Raw genomic sequence first — 19,512 nt, forward strand, 5'->3', positions numbered from 1 at the left:
TATAAATAAAAAACCTGCACAAAAAAGAAGCTTTTTCATTATTAAGAATTTTTGTCAAAAATCGTCTTAAATATCCACAACAAAATCCACCACCAGAGCATGAAAAACCGATCCGAAAACAGTAAAACAGAATTCCGGTTATTGACTAATTTTTTCCAATTCAGTTAGTTATACGTAACACCAGACAATTAATTAATCTCAAAAAAACTATTTTACAGATTTATCTTAAAACCGAAGGGCTATTATTTGACATATTTATGCGTAAACATTTCAGGTGTACATTAATCACCACCCCGTTATCGCGAGGAGATATTTTATTACCTTTTTATAAGCAATCGACAGCCGCGTACCGCCAGGTAAAACTCATTACCCCATCCTTTTGCGTTCAGCTAAAAGGCCGACGCGTTGTGCAATGGACTCTTGATGGACATATGGTAAATAGTTATGGGAAGATCACCTCGTTTCAATAAGTTATTCTTTTATCGTCGCGCGACACTTTCACTTTCAATTAGTTTATTGTTGTTAACGCCTATTCTGGCTCAAGGGGCTGAGTCGATATATGACCAGCACGTACTGCAAGCGCGTGAGGGTAATTACGCGCCTTTTCTCGATTATCTCCAGCAGTATCAACAACAACATGCCTTAACGCCTGAGCAGGTGGCCGACTGGCTACAAATTGCCTCGTGGGCCGGACGCGATGACGAAGTGATTCAGGTCTGGCAGCGTTACCAGGTCTACATGCCGCTGCCCGCGCGCGGTACCGCCGCGGCGGCACAGGCTTACCGTAATCAACAGCAGTGGCCATCCGCGCTGGCGCTATGGGATCGGGCAATCAGCCAGCAGCCGGAAAACGACGATTACCACATCGGGCGCATTAAAACGCTGGCCGACGCGAAACACGACCAACAGGCGCTGAGCGATGCCCAGCGCTTAGTCGCCAGAGAGCAAAGCGTCGCCCACCTGCAGACGCTCTCCTACGTCTATTTACGTCAGGGGAAAAGCTGGGACCAGTTGCTTATCGATATGCGCGCGCAGGATCTGGCGCCTGAAAATAGGGCGACGCTCAACGACCTCATCGATAGCCTGAGCCGCAACCGCGTAAATAGCCCAGCCCTGCGGTGGTCGAAAAACAGCGCCTTAACCCCTGCGCAACGCAGAGGCCTGGAAATCAACGCCGCCGCGGAGTGGGTTCGTCTGGCGGACACCGCCTCACGCGGGGAAAAAGAACGCTTCCGCCTGGCGCAAACCGCACTCGATCGCTACGACGCGCTGTTCGCCCGTTGGGGCCAGGATCCGCAGGCCGCGCAGGATCTTGCCCGTGCGCGCATTGACCGCCTCGGCGCCCTATACGCCCGCGGCTATTATTCGCAGGTGACGGAAGAATATCAGTCGCTAACCGCCGCGCAGCAGCAGGTTCCTGACTGGGCTATCGGCTGGGTTATCTCCTCCTGGCTTGCGCAAAAGAACGTCGAGGCCGCGCTGGCGATCGCCCGTCAACACCCGCTTTACCGCCCCGACCCGCAGGATAATCAGCACGAGCTGTTCTACGCCCTGCTGGACAGCGGCCAGTATCAAGCCGCCCGCGACTATCTCGACAAGGTAGCCAAAGCCGCGCCCTATACCCGCTACACGTATGGTTCCCCGACGCCACAGCCAAATGATCAGTGGCTGAGCGCACAGTCGCTCAAAGTGCAGTACCTGGTGAGCACCAACGCGCTGCCGGAGGCGCAAGCGCTCTCCAGCCGCATGGCGGCAACCGCGCCCGGCAATCAGGGGTTACGCATCGACTACGCCTCGCTCCTGCAGGCCCGCGGCCTGCCCCGCGCCGCTGAGCAAGAGCTCAAGGCAGCCGAGGCGCTGGAACCCTCAAATATTCCTCTCGAACGCCAACAGGCCTATGTAGCGATGGATCTTCAGGAGTGGCGGCAGATGGAGCTGTTAACCGACGACGTGCTGGCGCGCAGCCCTGAAGACCTGAGTACACAAAGGCTGGTTCGCGCCCGCGAGGTGCATCATATGTCTGAATTGCGTCTCAACAGTAGCCAGGGGATCCATTCGGATAACCCGGTCAGCGGCAGCCATGATTTTAGCTGGGATGCGGCGATTTACGGCCCGCCTCTGGCGGATAGCTGGCGACTGTTCGCCGGTAATCGTTTCGCCAAGGGGAATTTTGATGAGGGCAAAGGCTCCAGTCGCCAGCTGTTTGGCGGTATCGAGTGGCGCCCGCGCGACGCCTGGGCCGAACTGGAAATCGCCAACAATAACTTTGCCGGCGACAACAAACCCGGCGTCCGGCTTTCCGCCTGGCGAAGCTTCAATGACCGCTGGCAGATTGGTGGCGAGGTCGAACGCCTGTCGCGGCAGACGCCATTGCGCGCCCTGCGTAACGGGATCAGCGCCAACCGTGGCGAAGGCTGGGTACGCTGGTATCAGAACGAGCGCCGCGAATATCGCTTTAGCGCCGCCGCCAGCCGCTTTTCCGACCACAACCGTCGTCAGGAATACACGCTGTCCGGCAAAGAACGGCTTTGGCAGTCGCCGACCATCACCCTCGACCTCGAACCCGGGCTCTCCGCCAGCGCTAACAGCCACGCGGATACGCTGTACTACAGCCCAAAACGCGACTTCTCCGCTACCGCGGCGCTGGTCGCCGACCACGTGATGTACCAGCACTACGATACCGTCTGGAGCCAGCAGATCGTCGCAGGCGGCGGCGCCTACTGGCAAAAAGAGTATTCGACCGGCGCGATCGCCATGCTCGGCTACGGCCAACGTATCCGCTGGAACAACGTGATCGATACCGGCGTGATGCTCAACTGGGACAAACGCCCCTATGACGGCAAGCGCGAAAGCAATCTCTCCATTGCGCTTGATGCGAATTTACGGTTTTAAGGATAAACATGTTCAACAAAAGTATCCGCATCAGCCTGATGGTTATCGGCTGGCTCCTGATGACCTGCGCAGTCCGCGCAGAGACGGTTCCTTTTCTGCCGCCGGATGCGCGGCCGCAGCTGGAGGCGAATCGCCCCTGGCCGCAGAATAAATTTCTGGTGCTGGCCTACCACGATGTTGAAGACGAGGTCGCCGATCAGCGCTATCTGGCGGTACGCACCAGCGCGCTCAACGATCAGATCGGCTGGCTGCTGCACAACGGCTATAAGGCCATCAGCGTACAAAACATTCTTGATGCCCACGCGGGGCTGATCACCCTGCCGCCGAAAGCGTTTCTACTGAGTTTCGACGATGGCTACAGCAGTTTTTACTCCCGCGTCTGGCCGTTGCTAAAAGCCTGGAACGTACCGGCGCTGTGGGCGCCGGTCGGTAGCTGGGTCGACACGCCGGGCCAGCAAAAAGTCGATTTCGGCGGCCTGATGACCCCACGCGACCGCTTTGCCACCTGGCGGATGGTACGCGAACTCAGCCAATCGCCGCTGGTCGAAATCGGCGCCCATACCTGGGCTTCGCACTACGGTATTCAGGCTAACCCGCAGGGTAGTCGCGAACCGGCGATCGCCAACCGTTTTTACGATTCCGCCACCGGGCGCTACGAAAGCGATCGGCAGTTTAGCCAACGCATCGATACTGACGTACGCAAGGTGAGCGACAAAATCACCGAGGTCACCGGCAAAGCGCCGCGCGCCTGGGTGTGGCCCTACGGCGCGGCCAATGGCACGTCGCTCGCCATCGCCAAAAAACGCGGCTATCAGTTGGCATTTACCCTCGGTGACGGCCTGGGCGACGTCCGCGATCTGGATAATATTCCGCGCTTATTGATCTCCGGCAATCCGTCGATCAAAGCATTTTCCAATGCGGTGACGCAGATCCAGGAGCGCGAACCGGTACGAGTGATGCACGTCGATCTTGATTACGTCTACGATCGAGATCCCGCTCAGCAGACGAAGAACATCGATAAGCTGATTCAGCGCGTCTACGACATGAAAATCACTCACGTCTTCCTGCAGGCCTTCTCCGACCCGCTCGGCGACGGCACGGTAAAAGCGCTGTACTTCCCCAACCGCCGCCTGCCGGTCCGCGCCGATCTGTTCAACTTTGTCGCCTGGCAGTTGCAGACCCGCGGCGGCGCCAAAGTGTATGCCTGGATGCCGGTACTAGCGTTCGATCTGGACAGCTCGCTGCCGCGCGTACAGCGCTGGGATCCGCAAACCCATACGCTGCATCAGGCCGCTCGCCCTTATGTGCGACTGTCACCGTGGAATGCTCAGGTACGCGATCAAATCCGTGATATCTACCAGGACCTGGCCCGCTACGCCACCTTTGACGGCGTACTGTTCCACGACGACGCGGTACTGACGGATTACGAGGATGCCAGCACGGATGCCATGGCCGCCTGGCGGGCGACGGGCCATCAGGACGATATCGCGCAGATTCGCTCGAATCCCGAGACGCTGCATAGCTGGACGCGCTTTAAAAGCCAGGCGCTGATCGACTTCACCCGCACGCTTAGCCAGAGCGTGAAGGCGATACGCGGCCCGCAGGTAAGCACGGCGCGCAATATCTTCGCCCTGCCGATTCTGCAACCGGAAAGCGAGGCCTGGTTCGCACAAAATCTGGATGATTTTCTGGCGGCCTACGACTGGACGGTGCCGATGGCGATGCCGCTGATGGAGTCAGTCCCGGCGGCGGAAAGCAGCGCCTGGCTGGCTCGCCTGGTACGCGCGGTCAACGCCAGACCGGGGGCGCTCAAACGCACCATTTTTGAGCTACAGGCCAAGGACTGGAACCGTCCGCAACAAAACGCCATCGCCGACCAGCAGTTGGTGGAATGGATGCGCGCGCTGCAGCTCAACGGCGTTAACAACTACGGCTATTACCCTGACGATTTTATTAATAATCAGCCTGATATATCGAAAATCAGGCCTTTGTTCTCATCGTACTGGTACCCCAACAATGACTGATCGCATTATCGCATTTTCGATTCTATGCCTGGTTTTCGGGCTACCGCTGGGCGTGGCCGCCGTTTTTACCGGGGAGCTGATACTGGATTTCGTCTTCTTCTGGCCACTGTTTATGTCGGTACTGTGGATCACCGGCGGGCTCTACTTCTGGTTCCAGTTGGAACGCCACTGGCCGTGGAGCAAAGAGACGCCGCCGCCGGAGCTTGCGGGCAACCCGCTGATCTCTATCCTCATTCCCTGTTTTAACGAGGAGAAAAATGCCCGCGAGACGATTGAAGCCGCGCTGGCGCAGCGCTATCGCAATATCGAGGTCATCGCCATCAACGACGGTTCTTCTGATAACACCGCCGCAGTGCTCAACCAACTGGCGGAAGAATATGCCCTGCTGCGGGTCATTCATCTGGCGGAAAATCAGGGGAAAGCGGTGGCGCTGAAGGCTGGCGCCGCCGCCGCGCGCGGCGATTTACTGGTCTGTATCGATGGCGATGCCCTGCTCGATCGCGATACCGCGGCCTATCTGGTCGCGCCGCTGATTCAGTATCCCCACGTCGGCGCGGTTACCGGCAACCCGCGAATCCGCACCCGTTCGACGCTGATCGGCCGCATTCAGGTCGGCGAATTCTCGTCGATTATCGGGCTGATTAAGCGCACTCAGCGCATTTATGGCCGGGTATTTACCGTTTCCGGGGTTATCGCCGCCTTTCGCCGCCAGGCGCTGGCGGACGTTGGCTACTGGAGCCCGGATATGATCACTGAAGACATCGATATCAGTTGGAAGCTCCAGCTGCGCCACTGGGCGATTTTCTTTGAGCCGCGGGCGCTGTGCTGGATCCTGATGCCGGAGACGCTGAAAGGGCTGTGGAAGCAGCGGCTGCGTTGGGCGCAGGGCGGCGCCGAAGTTTTCCTGGTCAACCTGCGCCGTTTGTTCCGTTGGGAGCATCACCGGATGTGGCCGCTGTTCCTTGAATATGCGCTCTCCACCCTGTGGGCCTTCGCCTATGCGGTCACCATTTTTCTATTCATCGCCAGCTATTTTGCGCCGCTGCCGGAGAATCTGGCCGTCCGCAGTCTGTTTCCACCGGAGTTTACCGGGCTACTGCTGGGCGTCATGTGCCTGTTGCAGTTTATCGCCAGCCTGTACATCGAGCGGCGCTATGAACGCGGCGTCGCCGGGTCGCTGTTCTGGGTTATCTGGTTTCCAATGGTGTACTGGATGATTGGTCTGCTGACCACCATCGTCGCCTTCCCCAAAGTGATGTTGAAACGTAAACGCGCCAGGGCTCGCTGGGTCAGCCCGGACAGAGGAAAAGGGAGAATGTCATGAACGAACAAACCCTGATATTAACCGAGCATCGTATGCTGCCGCGGATCTTTGACGGCATCCTGACCGCCATCGCATGGGGGGGATTTATCTTTTTCCTCTATGCCAATCTGCTGATGCAGTTTACCGATCGCAGCAACGACAGCTGGGATGTGGTAATGGCGTCGTTTAATACCGTGCTGGTCTATTTACTGGTGGCGGCGCTGAACGGCTGGCTGTTGATTTTGTGGTATCAGTACAACCTGCGCCGCTATAACGCCCGGCGGCACGGTAGTATGGCCTCGCTACGTCATGAGGATCTGGCGGAGAGCTTTAATATCGCGCCGCAAATCATTTCCGAGATGAGCCAATATAACCTGCTGACGGTTTACCATGACCATATCGGCAGAATTATTGAGTTGAAACCCAACCCGGACACGGAAGACGAACGCTGATCCCCGCAACCAAAAAGGCCGCATCCAATGCGGCCTTTTTGGCGATGACGCGCGAAGGAATTACTGGCCGCCAGCTTTCTTAATCGCCGCATCCAGCGAGTCCTTATCGGCCAGTCCCGGGAAGACGGTAATGGTCGCTTCGGTCGCGCCGGTGGTTGGCATCACGATCACGCCCGGCGTACCGCTTAAGCCAATCTCCTGCGCCAGCTGGTTGATATTTTCCAGAGCCGGTTCGACGTCAGCCGCTTTTTTGGCATCGAAGCTCACCTTCTTCGCCTGCTGCTGAATATCCGCCGCCGTCAGCTTACCTTCGTTATGCCCGGTGGCGTAAATGCCGTTGTGATAGGTCAGGTAGGCATCCGCCCCTTTCTGTTGATAAATCTGCAAACCGGTTTTTGCCGCATCCAGCGACGTTTCCCAACGGCTGCCGAAAATCGGCCACTCTTTGAAGGCGAAACGGGTTTGCGGATGGTCTTTGATAACCTGTTCCATTACCGGCGCCAGGCGGCTGCAGTAGATGCACTGATAATCGAAGAACTCGATGACGGTGACTTTACCGTTCGCCGGGCCGTAGGTTGGGGTGGCCTTATCCTGCGTCAGCTTGTCGGCGTTCTTCAGTACCGCCTGCGTCGCGGCGCTGGCCTGCTGTTCGGCCTGAATTTGCTGCAGCTTTTGACTGGCCTGCAGCAGCACCTCCGGGTGAGCGACTAAGTAGTCAGCGGCGATTTTGCCGATGCGCGCTTCCTGCTCCGGCGTAAAGGTTGCGGCCGGCGCATCAGCGGCGCTGGCCAGCGACGGCAGCAGAGAAGCGCCCGCCAGGGCGAGAATCAGTACATTCTTGAAGCCAGACATATTGAAAAGTCCTTACGATAAAAGTAGACGGCAGGTGGGCCTAATCGCACAAAATATCATCCTTTAGTGGGGAATCATTGTCAGTTTACGCATTGATTCGTAACTTTATTTGTCAGACACAGCGCCTCCCGGCAACCGCAAGGGTGGTCAGGTGCAACGAACGAGAGTACTCTGCGCCCATCTTTTTCTGATGGACGTTATTCGCAATACGAGTCAGCCATGAACGAAATATTCAGTCAGTGGGACTTCGCCGTTATTTTGCTGCAAATCATCGCCATTGATTTGCTATTAGGCGGCGATAACGCAGTTGTGATCGCCATGGCCTGCCGCAAGTTGCCAGAGCATCTGCGTAGCAAAGCGATTATTATCGGCACGCTCGGCGCGATAATCGCCCGGGTCGTGTTGCTGGCGGTGGCCATTTATTTGCTCTCGCTGCCGTGGCTGAAGATCGTCGGCGCGTTGTTGCTGCTGTGGATTGGCATCAAGCTGGTCGCCAATCAGGAAGAAGAGAGCGACGTCGACAGTTCCAGCAGCCTGTGGCGCACCGCCGTCACTATTACCGTCGCCGATGTGATCATGTCGCTGGATAACGTGCTGGCCGTCGCCGCCGCCGGTAAAGGCCATTTGCTGCTGGTGGCGCTAGGGGTATTGATCAGCATTCCGATTATCGTCGCGGGCAGCAAGCTGGTGCTGGCGATCCTTAATCGCTTCCCTGCCGTGGTGTTGCTCGGCGGCGCGTTAATCGGCTGGATTGCCGGTTCAATGCTGGTGACCGACCCCACCATTATTCAGCTATTCCCTGATGCCCCGGATTATCTGCATATCATTGCCGGTATCGTCGGCGCGGCGCTGGTGCTGTTGGAAGGGCTACGACGCAATTATCGTCCCGGCTCCGCAGAATAATCTCTCAACGCCGTCAACCCCGACGGCGTCAAGTTTTCCCCACTTTTCCCCGCCACCCTTGCTCATTTGCCCTACGCTTAATAAAGCCGCCTGATCCAGGGATTCTGTGACCAGATTTTTGAGCATAAATGAGATAACACCATGGAATTAAAGGATTATTATACCATTCTAGGGGTTAAGCCAACGGACGATCTGAAAACCATCAAGACCGCCTACCGCCGTTTGGCTCGTAAATATCACCCTGACGTCAGCAAAGAAACCGATGCCGAAGCGAAATTCAAAGATCTCGCCGAAGCATGGGAGGTACTCAAAGACGAACAGCGTCGCGCCGAATATGACCAGCTCTGGCAGCACCGCAACGATCCGCAATTCAATCAACAACAGCAGCATGCCCACGAGCAGAACTATAGCCAACAGGACTTCGACGATATCTTCTCCTCGATGTTCGGCCAGCAGGCGCACCACGCTCGCCGACAGCGCGCCGAACGCGGCCACGACTTAGAAATCGAAGTGGCGGTATTCCTCGAAGAAACCCTGGCCGAGCAGACCCGCACTATCAGCTACAACCTGCCGATCTATAACGTCTTCGGCATGGTTGAGGGGGAAACGCCGAAAACGCTGAATGTGAAAATTCCAGCGGGCGTCAGCGACGGCCAGCGTATTCGCCTGAAAGGCCAGGGTACACCGGGCGAAAACGGCGGTGCGAACGGCGACCTGTGGCTGGTGATTCATATCGCGCCGCATCCGCTATTCGATATCAACGGTCATAACCTGGAGATCGTGCTGCCGCTGGCGCCGTGGGAGGCCGCCCTGGGAGCCAAAGTCACGATACCGACCCTGAAGGAGAGCATTCTGCTCACCATTCCGCCGGGTAGCCAGGCAGGGCAACGACTGCGCATCAAGGGCAAAGGGCTGGTGAGCAAAACCCACACCGGCGACTTATTTGCGGTGATAAAAATCGTCATGCCGCCAAAACCAGATGATAAAGCGCGCGAGCTCTGGCAGCAGTTGGCCGAGACTGAATCCCGCTTCGAGCCGCGTAAGACATGGGGGAAAGCCTGATGGCTAAAGTAACAGTGACGTTTACCATTACCGAATTATGCCTGCGTACCGGGGTGTCGGAAGATGAATTGGCGGAGATCGTCGGCTTGGGAATGATTGAGCCGCGCCAGCCGCAGGCCGAAATCTGGCTGTTTGACGACAGCGCGGTCACTATCGTTCATCGCGCGGTGCGCCTGCGTCACGAGCTGGAATTGGACTGGCCGGGGATTGCGGTTGCGCTGACGCTGCTGGATGAGAACGCGCGCCTGACCCGCGAAAACCGTCTGCTACAACAGCGTCTGGCCCGTTTTCTGACCCATAGCTAAGTGGGAACTCCCGGGCGGCGGCGTTCCGCCTCACTCGGGCTACATACTACATACCGTGCAGACAAGTAGCCCGGCTAAGCGCAGCGCAAGCCGGGGAACCCGCTTAATCCGGTAACGAACCGGCGAGATTGCGCGCCGAAACGCTCGCGGCGACCGGAGCAGGCGGCTCAGGCGCCCTCACGGGCGCGGCTGCCGACGTGGGCGCCGATGCGGAAGAAGCGGGCTGGATCTCGAGGAACGAGGCCAGCATCTTACGCAGCGTTTCCGGTTTGGTATCTTCCGCCAGCAGCGCGGCCAGCATCGACGGTAGTCGGCTATCGATTTCACCTAACGCTAACCCCGCCAACAGCGCCGTACGCGACATATCGCCGCGATCGCCTCGATGATGGGCTTCAATTTTCGCGTCCGCAAAGCGCTCGCTGGCGCTGATATCCGGGCGCAGGTAAATCAGAACCTTTCTGCGTTCCAGAGTCATAGGCGCTCCTTAACCAATAATTTTCAGACCACGAACCAGCGCGAACTGCGGCTCGTCCGCTATCACAAAACGATCCTCGCGCAGGCCAACGCGCTCGCGAATAGATTCCGCAACCAGCGGCGCGCCGCCGCCAATCACGATCACGTGCGAATAGCCTTTGAAGCTATCAATCGCCGTCAGCACGCGGGTGGACAGACGTTCGATGCTATTCGCGATAACCTTTTTCACCTCAGATACCGCATCCGGATCGTTGATATTGTCGGTCAGGTACTCTTCATCGTGACGGTTGATGATAATCTGGTCGACGTTATAGCTCGAGGTATCGGTATTCGCCCGCGCCAGCGCCAGCTTAACCGCATCGGTAACCAGCGAAACGCCCAGTTTCGGGTCGCCGTAGATACGCGACACCGAGGTCATCTGCCCGGCGACCATCGAAATATCCAGCGTGGTACCACCGAGGTCGACAATCAGCACCGAGTGCGAGGATTTCAGCTCGTCGCACAGGCTGATGCCCGCCGGGATGGATTCCGGACGCACGGTCACTTTGGTGATATTGAACACCACGCCTTTATTCAGCTTAACCGCGCGTTGCAGGCTCTTTTTCTTGCGCTCAATGTTATCGAGGCGGTATTGCGCATCTTCATCATAAAATTCGGTCAACGGCAGGGTGACCACAATTTCGACATCCTGCGGCTCAAGACCGCTGGTCAGCAGCGCATGATGGACGGCGATGGAGTTCAACGGGCTGTATTGCCAGTCAATGTTGTTGGTCGGTAACGCATCGGGGGTGATCAGGTCAAAAGAGTACTTTTCATCGTCCACGGTGTAGTTAAATGGCTTCCCGGAACCGAAGGTGGCAGACCAGCCTCGTTTGAAGCTGTTGGGGCTGATATGGGTGAAAGTTTCGCCATCTTGCTCCCACAGCATTTTGATATTGGTTGAACCATCATCGATAAAAATGCGCATCGCGTTGCTCCATCACTGAGACAAATAAGAGAAAAATGTAAGACCCAAAAAGAGTAGCAAGAGTTAAAAAGCAGCGCAAGAGCACAAAAAAGAGACAATTCCGAGTTTTATGTGAGAACAAAAAGAGAATTTAACAATTCCCATGACTCAACTTGAGTATTTATTGAGACAAATTAGAGAATTATAAATTTTCATTTTTACTCGTTTTACATGCTATTTTTAGCCTAAAAAGAGAGGCTCCCTCCCCTCTTTCAGCATCGGTATCCGAACGCTTTAAACCCCTTCTCGACTCACCACAATGGGCCGTTCCGGCTGTGCGCTATTTTGCGGTACCTGACGATATTTATCCAGCAGGTGAATCTGAATACGTCGCAACATATCGCCATTCAGTTTGTAGGAATAGCGTCAGGTACCGCAAATTGAGCCAGCAGCGCCGTCACAGCCTGGCGCCGGTACAGGCATAAAAAATGCCGCCGGGGTTTCCCGCGGCGGCATGTTTCACAGCAAAAAACGGTTAGTCGTTGATACGCGGATGCTGCTGTACCAGACGCGCGCGTTTTTCCTGCAGTTCAGCGATTTCCTGATCGATATCTTCGATTTTATGCTCGATGTTATCGTAGTGCTCGCCAAGAATTTCTTTCGCTTCCTGAATATCGGAGGCCGCAGGCGTCGCCCCTTTCAGCGGACGGTTCGCGGTCTCTTTCATCGACAGGCCGGTAATCAGGCCAATGACCGCAATCACCATCAGATAGTAAGCCGGCATCATCAGGTTTTGGGTCGTTTCCACTAGCCAGGCCGCCAGCGTCGGCGTCAAACCGGCAATCAGCACCGAGATGTTAAAGGCGCTCGCCAGAGCACTAAAGCGGATGTGGGTCGGGAACATCGCCGGCAGCGACGACGCCATCACGCCGATAAAGCAGTTCAGCACCACCGCCAGCAGCAGCAGACCGGAGAAAATCAGGCTGATAACGTCGCTGTTAATCATGATGAAGGCCGGAATAGACAGCGCAAACAGCGCGACGCTACCAATGAGGATAAACGGACGACGGCCAAAACGGTCGCTCAGCATCCCAATCACCGGCTGGACAAACAACATGCCGACCATGATGGCGATAATGATCAGTACGCCGTGGTCTTCCGAATAGTGCAGGTTATGCGACAGGTAGCTCGGCATGTAGGTCAGCAACATGTAGTAGGTCACGTTGGTGGAAATGACCAGACCAATACAGGTCAGCAGGCTACGCCAGTGTTTGGTGGCAATCTCTCTAAACGAGACTTTCGGGCCTTCCTGCAGACCTTCGCGGTCGCCCTGCTCAAGGGTATCCACGTGCTGCTGGAACGCTGGCGTCTCTTCTAACGCGTGACGCAGGTACAGACCAATAATCCCGAGCGGCAACGCCAGGAAGAACGGGATGCGCCAGCCCCAATCGAGGAAGTTATCTTCGCCCACAACGCTGGAAATCAGCACCACAATACCTGCGCCCATCACGAAGCCGGCAATCGAACCGAAGTCCAGCCAACTGCCCATAAATCCACGCTTGCGGTCAGGCGAATATTCGGCAACGAAGATCGACGCCCCGGTATATTCGCCGCCGACCGAGAACCCCTGCGCCATTTTACACAACAGCAACAAAATCGGCGCCCAAATACCAATAGTGGCGTACGACGGAATAAGACCGATACAGAATGTACTTATCGACATAATAACGATGGTTATCGCTAAGATTTTTTGTCGACCGTATTTGTCGCCGAGCATCCCGAAGAACAGGCCGCCGAGCGGACGAATCAAGAAGGGAACTGAGAAGGTACCGAGTGCAGCAATCATCTGCACGCTGGGATCGGCATCGGGGAAGAAGACTTTACCCAAGGCATAAGCCACGAAACCATATACACCGAAATCAAACCACTCCATCGCATTACCGAGCGATGCCGCGGTGATGGCCTTTCTCAATTTACCATCATCAATGATGGTAACATCCCTGAGCGTAATCGGTTTTATCTTTTTCCTTTTAAGCATACATTTCCTCTGTGCTATCGCCTTGAGCGCACGATCCCTCGCCGAATAACCCTGTCATTCGCGACGTACGTTAGGAGCGACGAATTGCTGTGCTCCGCATTTCAAGCGTAGCAGGTTTGCCTGCACTGTCCTTCTGACAGAATGTACAACCGAACCTGTTGACGCCTGCTCTGGCCTTAAATTAATAATTCACTTTCCAAATAAGCAGTGACGAATTTACTGATATCCCTTATTACCCTACCAGCGTTTAAATTTGGGATCAACTTCACAAAAATCTCCCCCATCCTAATTACAGAGCCAAATAAACTGAATAAGTTCAATCTTTGTTTCAACGCTGACATTTATTTCTGGATTTTATTAACGTCTATTTCCCGACATATTCCCTGAATATGTAAAATAATAGCTTCGTGTTGTTTTATGGAAAAAATACCCGACAAAAGTGCGTGATTGCGCTATAATCAGCCGCACTTTCGGCTCACAGCCGCGACTTAACGGACCAACGTCCTGTTTTCACCAGTAATCACGAGGAACGCCATGCAACTTCCACACTGCCCAAAATGCCATTCTGAATACACTTATGAAGACAACGGCATGTACATCTGCCCGGAATGCGCCCATGAGTGGAATAATGCTGAGCCAGATGAAGACAACGACACGCTGATCGTCAAAGACGCAAACGGCAACTTACTCGCCGATGGCGACAGCGTCACCGTGGTGAAAGATCTGAAGGTCAAAGGCAGCTCTTCCATGCTGAAAATCGGCACCAAAGTGAAGAATATCCGTCTGGTCGAAGGCGATCACAACATTGACTGCAAAATTGACGGTTTTGGCCCAATGAAGCTGAAATCTGAATTCGTCAAAAAGAACTAATTAAATTTCTTTACGCCAGCGCTGATATTTCCTCAGGCGCTGGCCATTTACCTGCCGATGGGCCAGAATATGCGCCCATCGGCAGGAAATATAATGCGCTGCTAAGCCGTAGAAATTATTCCGCAAATGCCTGAGGCAAGCACCGCAATCAATTCTCATTTAGCCCCTGATTTGGTCGCCATGACCGGCCGTCATGTGATAGAAAAATTTAGTGCTCGCCGCCGCCTGGCTTATTTCGCTCGCCACCATCTACGCTTAAGGGGATGATTCTACCTGAGGCTACTTCTATGTCCCTGAATCCCTACATTGCCTTTGCCGGTAACTGCGCTGAGGCAATCGCGTTTTATCAACAAACCCTGAACGCGGAACTGATGTTCAAAATGACCTTCGGCGAAATGCCGCCGCCAGCGCAGGATGCCGCGGACGGTTGCCCTTCCGGGCAGAAAATGGCGGCTGACGCCATCGCCCACGCCAGCCTGCGTATCGCTGGTAGCGAAATCATGGTCAGCGACAGCGTCTTCGGCGATAGCGTGCAATACGCCGGGTTTACCCTGGTGCTCAACCCGGCGGACGTGACGGAAGGCCAGCGCTGGTTCGAAGGACTCGCCGTCGGCGGGCGCATCGAAATGGCGTGGCAAGAAACCTTTTGGGCCCACGGCTTTGGTAAAGTGGTCGATCGCTTCGGCGTACCCTGGATGATCAACGTCGTAAAAGCATCCTGATGTTATCCCTCCGGGCGGGTTATCCGCCCTGTCATCCCAACACCATCAACTCTTCATCCCGCAGTCATCACGACTTAACCAGATTGTAACAAAAACACGTCAGGATCGGCCCACGCTCAACGGGGAATCCCCAAGGTGCTTAGTGAGGCTCGATAAACATGTACTTATCCAGACATCCGACCAGTTACCCCACCCGGTATCAGGAAATTGCCGCCAGGCTTGAACAGGAGCTGCGCCATCACTATCGCTGCGGCGACTACCTGCCGGCCGAACAGCAGCTGGCGGCGCGGTTCGAAGTCAATCGCCACACCCTGCGCCGCGCCATCGACCAGTTGGTTGAGCGCGGCTGGGTCCAGCGCCGCCAGGGCGTCGGCGTGCTAGTACTGATGCGCCCCATCGACTACCCGCTCAACGCCCAGGCGCGTTTTAGCCAAAATCTGCTTGAACAAGGCAGCCACCCCACCAGCGAAAAACTGCTGTCGGTACTGCGCCCGGCCAGCAGCCATGTCGCCGAAGCCTTCTGCATCGCAGAAGGCGAAAACGTCATTCATCTGCGTACCCTACGCCGGGTGAACGGCGTCGCGCTCTGTCTGATTGACCACTACTTCGCCGACCTACGCTTCTGGCCAGTGTTGCAAACCTTCACCCACGGCTCGCTGCACGACCTGCTGCGCGACCAACTCGCCCTCGAACTGACTCGCGTGCGCACCAAAATCAGCGCCCGCCGCGCGCAGGCGAAAGAAAGCAAGCTGCTGGAAATCCCTAACATGGCGCCGCTGCTCTGTGTCCGCACGCTCAACAGCCGCCAGGACGAACAGACCACGACCGAATATTCCGTCAGTCTGACTCGCGCCGACATGATTGAATTCACCATGGAGCACTGAATGCACTTCGATACCGCCACCCGCCAGCGCTGGATGTCCGTGCTGGCCCACAGTGAACCGCACGATCTTCTGGCGCGCATGCAGTCGTTGCAGCTGGCGCCGCAGTATGAACTGATTCGCGCCCCGGAGACCGGGCTGGTGCAGCTACAAGCGCGCATGGGCGGCATTGGCGATCGCTTCTTCGCCGGCGACGCCACCCTGACCCGCGCCGCCGTGCGCCTGGCCGACGGCACTCTCGGCTACAGCTGGATTTTAGGCCGCGACCGCGCGCACGCCGAGCGCTGCGCGGCGATCGACGCCCTACTGCAATCGCCCCACCATTTTCACACATTGATGGAAACCCTCATTAACCCGCTGGATGCACAACGCAGCACGCGCCTTGAAGCGCGCCGCGCCGAAGTCAACGCCAGCCGGGTCGACTTCTTTACTCTGGTTCGCGGAGATAACGCATGACATTACAAACCGCCTTTACCCTACCGGTGCAGGATGCCCAACACAGTTTTCGCCGCCTGCTGAAAGCCATGAGCGAACCCGGGGTGATTGTCTCCCTGCAGCAGCTCCAGCACGGCTGGCAGCCGCTGAATATCGCCTCCACCAGCCTGCTGCTGACGCTGGCCGACCACGACACTCCGGTATGGATGGCCGCCGCGCTGAATAACGATCTCGTCGGGCAGAATCTGCGCTTTCATACCGGCGCAACGCTTGTCGATCAGCCGCAGCAGGCGGTGTTCGCCGTTGCCTGCGACAGCATCAGCGCCGAGCAGCTCAACGTGCTTTCCGCCGGTACCGTTGCCACGCCGGAAACCGGCGTCACGCTGATTGTTCAACTCTCCAGCCTGAGCGGCGGACGCATGCTACGCCTGACCGGCGCGGGCATTGCCGAGGAACGCATGATCGCCCCCCAACTGCCGGACTGCATCATCGACGAATTAACCGAACGCCCGCACCCGTTTCCGCTGGGCATCGACCTGATCCTCACCTGCGGCGAACGCCTGCTGGCCATCCCGCGCACCACTCACGTGGAGGTTTGCTAAATGTACGTTGCCGTCAAGGGCGGCGAGAAGGCGATTGTCGCCGCTCACGCCTTACAGGAACAGAAACGACGAGGCGATGGACGGCTTCCCGAACTGAGCGTTGACCAGATAGGCGAACAGCTCAACCTGGCGGTAGACCGGGTGATGACCGAAGGCGGTATCGCCGACCGCGAACTGGCGGCGCTGGCGCTCAAGCAGGCCAGCGGCGATAACGTCGAAGCGATCTTCCTGCTGCGCGCCTACCGCACGACCCTGCAGCGACTGGCGGTCAGCGAACCAATTAATACCGCCGACATGCGCCTCGAACGCCGGATTTCAGCGGTGTATAAAGATATCCCCGGCGGCCAGCTACTGGGCCCGACTTATGACTACACCCACCGCCTGCTCGACTTTACCCTACTCGCCAACGGCGAACCGCCGTCGCTGACTAAGGCCGATGGCGAAGCGGAATCAACGCCGCACGTCTTCAACCTGCTGGCGCAGCAGGGGCTGGCGAAGGCGGAAGCCGACCGCGGCACGCCGCCTGACGATATCACCCGCACTCCGCCGGTCTACCCGTGCTCACGCGCGTCGCGCCTGCAACAGCTGGTACGCGGCGATGAAGGTTATCTGCTGGCGCTGGCCTACTCGACCCAGCGCGGCTATGGCCGCAACCACCCGTTTGCCGGCGAGATCCGCAGCGGCTACGTACAGGTCGAGCTCGTGCCGGAAGAACTGGGCTTTAGCGTCAATATCGGCGAACTGCTGCTGACCGAATGCGAGATGGTCAACGGCTTTGTCGACCCGCAGGATGAACCGCCGCACTTCACCCGTGGCTACGGCCTGACCTTCGGCATGAGCGAACGCAAAGCGATGGCGATGGCGCTGGTCGACCGTGCGCTGCAGGCGCCGGAATACGGCGAAGAGATCGCCGGTCCCGCTCAGGACGAAGAGTTCGTACTGGCGCACGCCGATAACGTGGAAGCCGCTGGCTTCGTCTCACATTTAAAACTGCCGCACTATGTCGATTTCCAGGCCGAACTGGCGCTGCTGAAACGCCTGCAACGGGAGAACGAACGTGGCTAACCCACTGACTGGCTATAACTTTGCTTATCTCGACGAGCAAACCAAACGCATGATCCGCCGGGCGATACTGAAAGCGGTAGCCATCCCCGGCTATCAGGTGCCGTTCGGCGGCCGTGAAATGCCGATGCCCTACGGCTGGGGAACCGGCGGGATCCAACTGACCGCCAGCGTCATCGGCGACAATGACGTGCTCAAGGTCATCGACCAGGGTGCCGATGACACCACTAACGCGGTGTCGATCCGTCAGTTCTTTAAGCGCGTCACCGGCGTCGCCACCACCGAGCGCACCGAAGACGCCACCCTGATCCAGACCCGTCATCGGATCCCGGAAACGCCGCTGGCGGAAGATCAGATCCTGATCTATCAGGTGCCGATCCCGGAGCCGCTGCGCTTTATTGAACCGCGCGAAACCGAGACCCGCACCATGCACGCGCTGGAAGAGTACGGCGTGATGCAAGTGAAGCTGTATGAAGATATCGCCCGCTTCGGCCATATCGCCACCACCTACGCCTATCCGGTGAAGGTCAATGGCCGCTACGTTATGGATCCTTCGCCAATCCCGAAATTCGATAACCCGAAGATGCACATGATGCCGGCGCTGCAGTTATTCGGCGCCGGACGCGAAAAGCGCATCTACGCGGTGCCGCCCTATACCACAGTAGAAAGCCTCGATTTCGACGATCACCCCTTTAGCGTGCAGGAGTGGGATGAGCCCTGCGCCATTTGCGGATCGCGCCACAGCTACCTCGACGAAGTGGTGCTGGATGACAGCGGCCAACGGATGTTTGTCTGCTCCGATACCGACTATTGCCGCCAACAGAGCGAGGCGCAGAAAAAATGAGCCAGCCGTTACTTGCAGTCAATAACCTGACCCATCTCTACGCGCCGGGAAAAGGCTTTAGCGATGTTTCTTTCGAACTGTGGCCGGGCGAAGTGCTCGGCATCGTCGGGGAATCCGGTTCCGGTAAAACCACGCTGCTGAAAGCGATTTCCGCCCGTCTGGCACCGCAGCAGGGTGAAGTGTTGTATCAACAACGTTCGCTGTACGCCATGAGCGAAGCCGAACGCCGCCGCCTGCTGCGCACCGAATGGGGCGTAGTGCATCAGCATCCGATGGATGGCCTGCGTCGCCAGGTCTCGGCAGGCGGCAATATCGGCGAACGGTTGATGGCGACCGGCGCCCGCCACTACGGCAACATTCGCGCCACCGCCGAACAGTGGCTGCAGGAGGTGGAGATCCCGCCTTCACGCATCGATGACCTGCCGACCACCTTTTCCGGCGGCATGCAGCAGCGTTTGCAGATCGCCCGCAACCTCGTGACCCAACCGAAGCTGGTGTTTATGGATGAACCCACCGGCGGACTGGACGTTTCGGTGCAGGCGCGCCTGCTCGACCTGCTACGCGGACTGGTGGTGGAGCTGGGTCTGGCAGTGGTGATTGTTACCCACGATCTCGGCGTCGCACGCCTGCTGGCAAACCGTCTGCTGGTGATGAAACAAGGTCAGGTGGTGGAAAGCGGCTTAACCGACCGGGTGCTCGACGATCCGCACCACCCTTACACCCAGTTACTGGTGTCGTCGGTGTTGCAGAACTAACCCCCGGTGCCGTTCCCGGCGGCGCTGCGCTTGGCCGGGCTACCAATTCAGAGTAGCCCGGCCGAGCCACGCGACGCCGGGGAGGCTCAA

General features: G+C 57.1%; 19 protein-coding genes and 1 pseudogene. 15 read left to right on the plus strand and 5 right to left on the minus strand.

The window, feature by feature from the left end; translation table 11 throughout:
- Positions 1–444 precede the first annotated feature (444 nt).
- The 4 genes from pgaA to pgaD are packed head-to-tail and all read left to right on the plus strand — an operon-like array spanning position 445 to position 6,671.
- Complete coding sequence (gene pgaA / locus PYR66_21605) at positions 445–2,892, plus strand: poly-beta-1,6 N-acetyl-D-glucosamine export porin PgaA (GenBank protein WEF27837.1); 2,448 nt, start codon at positions 445–447, stop codon at positions 2,890–2,892.
- An 8-nt stretch (positions 2,893–2,900) separates the two neighbouring features.
- Positions 2,901–4,916, plus strand: coding sequence for a poly-beta-1,6-N-acetyl-D-glucosamine N-deacetylase PgaB (gene pgaB, locus PYR66_21610; GenBank protein WEF27838.1), 2,016 nt, complete (start codon positions 2,901–2,903; stop codon positions 4,914–4,916).
- Positions 4,909–6,240, plus strand: a complete 1,332-nt coding sequence (gene pgaC, locus PYR66_21615) for a poly-beta-1,6-N-acetyl-D-glucosamine synthase (protein WEF27839.1) — start codon at positions 4,909–4,911, stop codon at positions 6,238–6,240. Before pgaB ends, pgaC begins: the two co-directional genes overlap by 8 nt.
- On the plus strand, positions 6,237–6,671 hold the full coding sequence (gene pgaD / locus PYR66_21620; protein WEF27840.1) for a poly-beta-1,6-N-acetyl-D-glucosamine biosynthesis protein PgaD: 435 nt from the start codon (positions 6,237–6,239) through the stop codon (positions 6,669–6,671). Before pgaC ends, pgaD begins: the two co-directional genes overlap by 4 nt.
- Before the next feature lie 60 nt (positions 6,672–6,731).
- Here pgaD and PYR66_21625 read toward each other — a convergent pair whose 3' ends face one another.
- Complete coding sequence (locus tag PYR66_21625; protein ID WEF27841.1) at positions 6,732–7,523, minus strand: DsbA family protein; 792 nt, start codon at positions 7,521–7,523, stop codon at positions 6,732–6,734.
- Positions 7,524–7,742: 219 nt separating this feature from the next.
- Here PYR66_21625 and PYR66_21630 point away from each other — a divergent pair, with 219 nt between their 5' ends.
- The 3 genes from PYR66_21630 to cbpM all read left to right on the plus strand — a co-directional run bounded on the left by PYR66_21630 (position 7,743) and on the right by cbpM (position 9,793).
- The gene (locus PYR66_21630) at positions 7,743–8,426 is read left to right on the plus strand and encodes a TerC family protein (protein ID WEF27842.1); all 684 of its coding nucleotides are present in this window, start codon (positions 7,743–7,745) and stop codon (positions 8,424–8,426) included.
- A 141-nt stretch (positions 8,427–8,567) separates the two neighbouring features.
- Positions 8,568–9,488: a curved DNA-binding protein gene (gene cbpA, locus PYR66_21635; protein WEF27843.1), complete on the plus strand. Its 921-nt coding sequence runs from the start codon at positions 8,568–8,570 to the stop codon at positions 9,486–9,488.
- On the plus strand, positions 9,488–9,793 hold the full coding sequence (cbpM, locus tag PYR66_21640) for a chaperone modulator CbpM (protein ID WEF27844.1): 306 nt from the start codon (positions 9,488–9,490) through the stop codon (positions 9,791–9,793). The genes cbpA and cbpM overlap by 1 nt, the downstream gene beginning before the upstream one ends.
- Positions 9,794–9,896: 103 nt before the next feature.
- Here the strand turns inward: cbpM and PYR66_21645 are convergent, their stop codons facing one another.
- The 4 genes and pseudogenes from PYR66_21645 to proP all read right to left on the minus strand — a co-directional run bounded on the left by PYR66_21645 (position 9,897) and on the right by proP (position 13,251).
- On the minus strand, positions 9,897–10,268 hold the full coding sequence (locus PYR66_21645; GenBank protein ID WEF27845.1) for a plasmid partitioning/stability family protein: 372 nt from the start codon (positions 10,266–10,268) through the stop codon (positions 9,897–9,899).
- A gap of 9 nt (positions 10,269–10,277) precedes the next feature.
- Complete coding sequence (parM, locus tag PYR66_21650) at positions 10,278–11,234, minus strand: plasmid segregation protein ParM (GenBank protein ID WEF27846.1); 957 nt, start codon at positions 11,232–11,234, stop codon at positions 10,278–10,280.
- Positions 11,235–11,507: 273 nt separating this feature from the next.
- Positions 11,508–11,639, minus strand: a pseudogene (locus tag PYR66_21655) (hypothetical protein).
- A gap of 109 nt (positions 11,640–11,748) precedes the next feature.
- Positions 11,749–13,251 (minus strand): glycine betaine/L-proline transporter ProP, encoded by a 1,503-nt coding sequence (gene proP, locus PYR66_21660; protein WEF27847.1) that lies wholly within the window; start codon positions 13,249–13,251, stop codon positions 11,749–11,751.
- A gap of 534 nt (positions 13,252–13,785) precedes the next feature.
- Between proP and PYR66_21665 the strand changes: the two genes are divergently transcribed.
- From PYR66_21665 to phnK, 8 genes are all read left to right on the plus strand, one after another.
- Positions 13,786–14,121: a zinc ribbon domain-containing protein YjdM gene (locus tag PYR66_21665; GenBank protein WEF27848.1), complete on the plus strand. Its 336-nt coding sequence runs from the start codon at positions 13,786–13,788 to the stop codon at positions 14,119–14,121.
- Positions 14,122–14,408: 287 nt separating this feature from the next.
- Positions 14,409–14,843, plus strand: a complete 435-nt coding sequence (gene yjdN / locus PYR66_21670) for a VOC family metalloprotein YjdN (protein ID WEF27849.1) — start codon at positions 14,409–14,411, stop codon at positions 14,841–14,843.
- A gap of 158 nt (positions 14,844–15,001) precedes the next feature.
- Positions 15,002–15,727, plus strand: coding sequence for a phosphonate metabolism transcriptional regulator PhnF (gene phnF / locus PYR66_21675; protein WEF27850.1), 726 nt, complete (start codon positions 15,002–15,004; stop codon positions 15,725–15,727).
- Positions 15,728–16,180, plus strand: coding sequence for a phosphonate C-P lyase system protein PhnG (gene phnG / locus PYR66_21680; GenBank protein WEF27851.1), 453 nt, complete (start codon positions 15,728–15,730; stop codon positions 16,178–16,180).
- Positions 16,177–16,761, plus strand: coding sequence for a phosphonate C-P lyase system protein PhnH (gene phnH, locus PYR66_21685; GenBank protein WEF27852.1), 585 nt, complete (start codon positions 16,177–16,179; stop codon positions 16,759–16,761). The genes phnG and phnH overlap by 4 nt, the downstream gene beginning before the upstream one ends.
- Positions 16,762–17,826: a carbon-phosphorus lyase complex subunit PhnI gene (locus PYR66_21690; GenBank protein ID WEF27853.1), complete on the plus strand. Its 1,065-nt coding sequence runs from the start codon at positions 16,762–16,764 to the stop codon at positions 17,824–17,826.
- Positions 17,819–18,667 (plus strand): alpha-D-ribose 1-methylphosphonate 5-phosphate C-P-lyase PhnJ, encoded by an 849-nt coding sequence (locus PYR66_21695; GenBank protein ID WEF27854.1) that lies wholly within the window; start codon positions 17,819–17,821, stop codon positions 18,665–18,667. The genes PYR66_21690 and PYR66_21695 overlap by 8 nt, the downstream gene beginning before the upstream one ends.
- Positions 18,664–19,422, plus strand: a complete 759-nt coding sequence (gene phnK, locus PYR66_21700; GenBank protein ID WEF27855.1) for a phosphonate C-P lyase system protein PhnK — start codon at positions 18,664–18,666, stop codon at positions 19,420–19,422. Before PYR66_21695 ends, phnK begins: the two co-directional genes overlap by 4 nt.
- Positions 19,423–19,512 lie beyond the last annotated feature (90 nt).

The sequence above is a fragment of the Klebsiella aerogenes genome (assembly GCA_029027985.1).
Classification (GTDB): domain Bacteria; phylum Pseudomonadota; class Gammaproteobacteria; order Enterobacterales; family Enterobacteriaceae; genus Klebsiella; species Klebsiella aerogenes_A.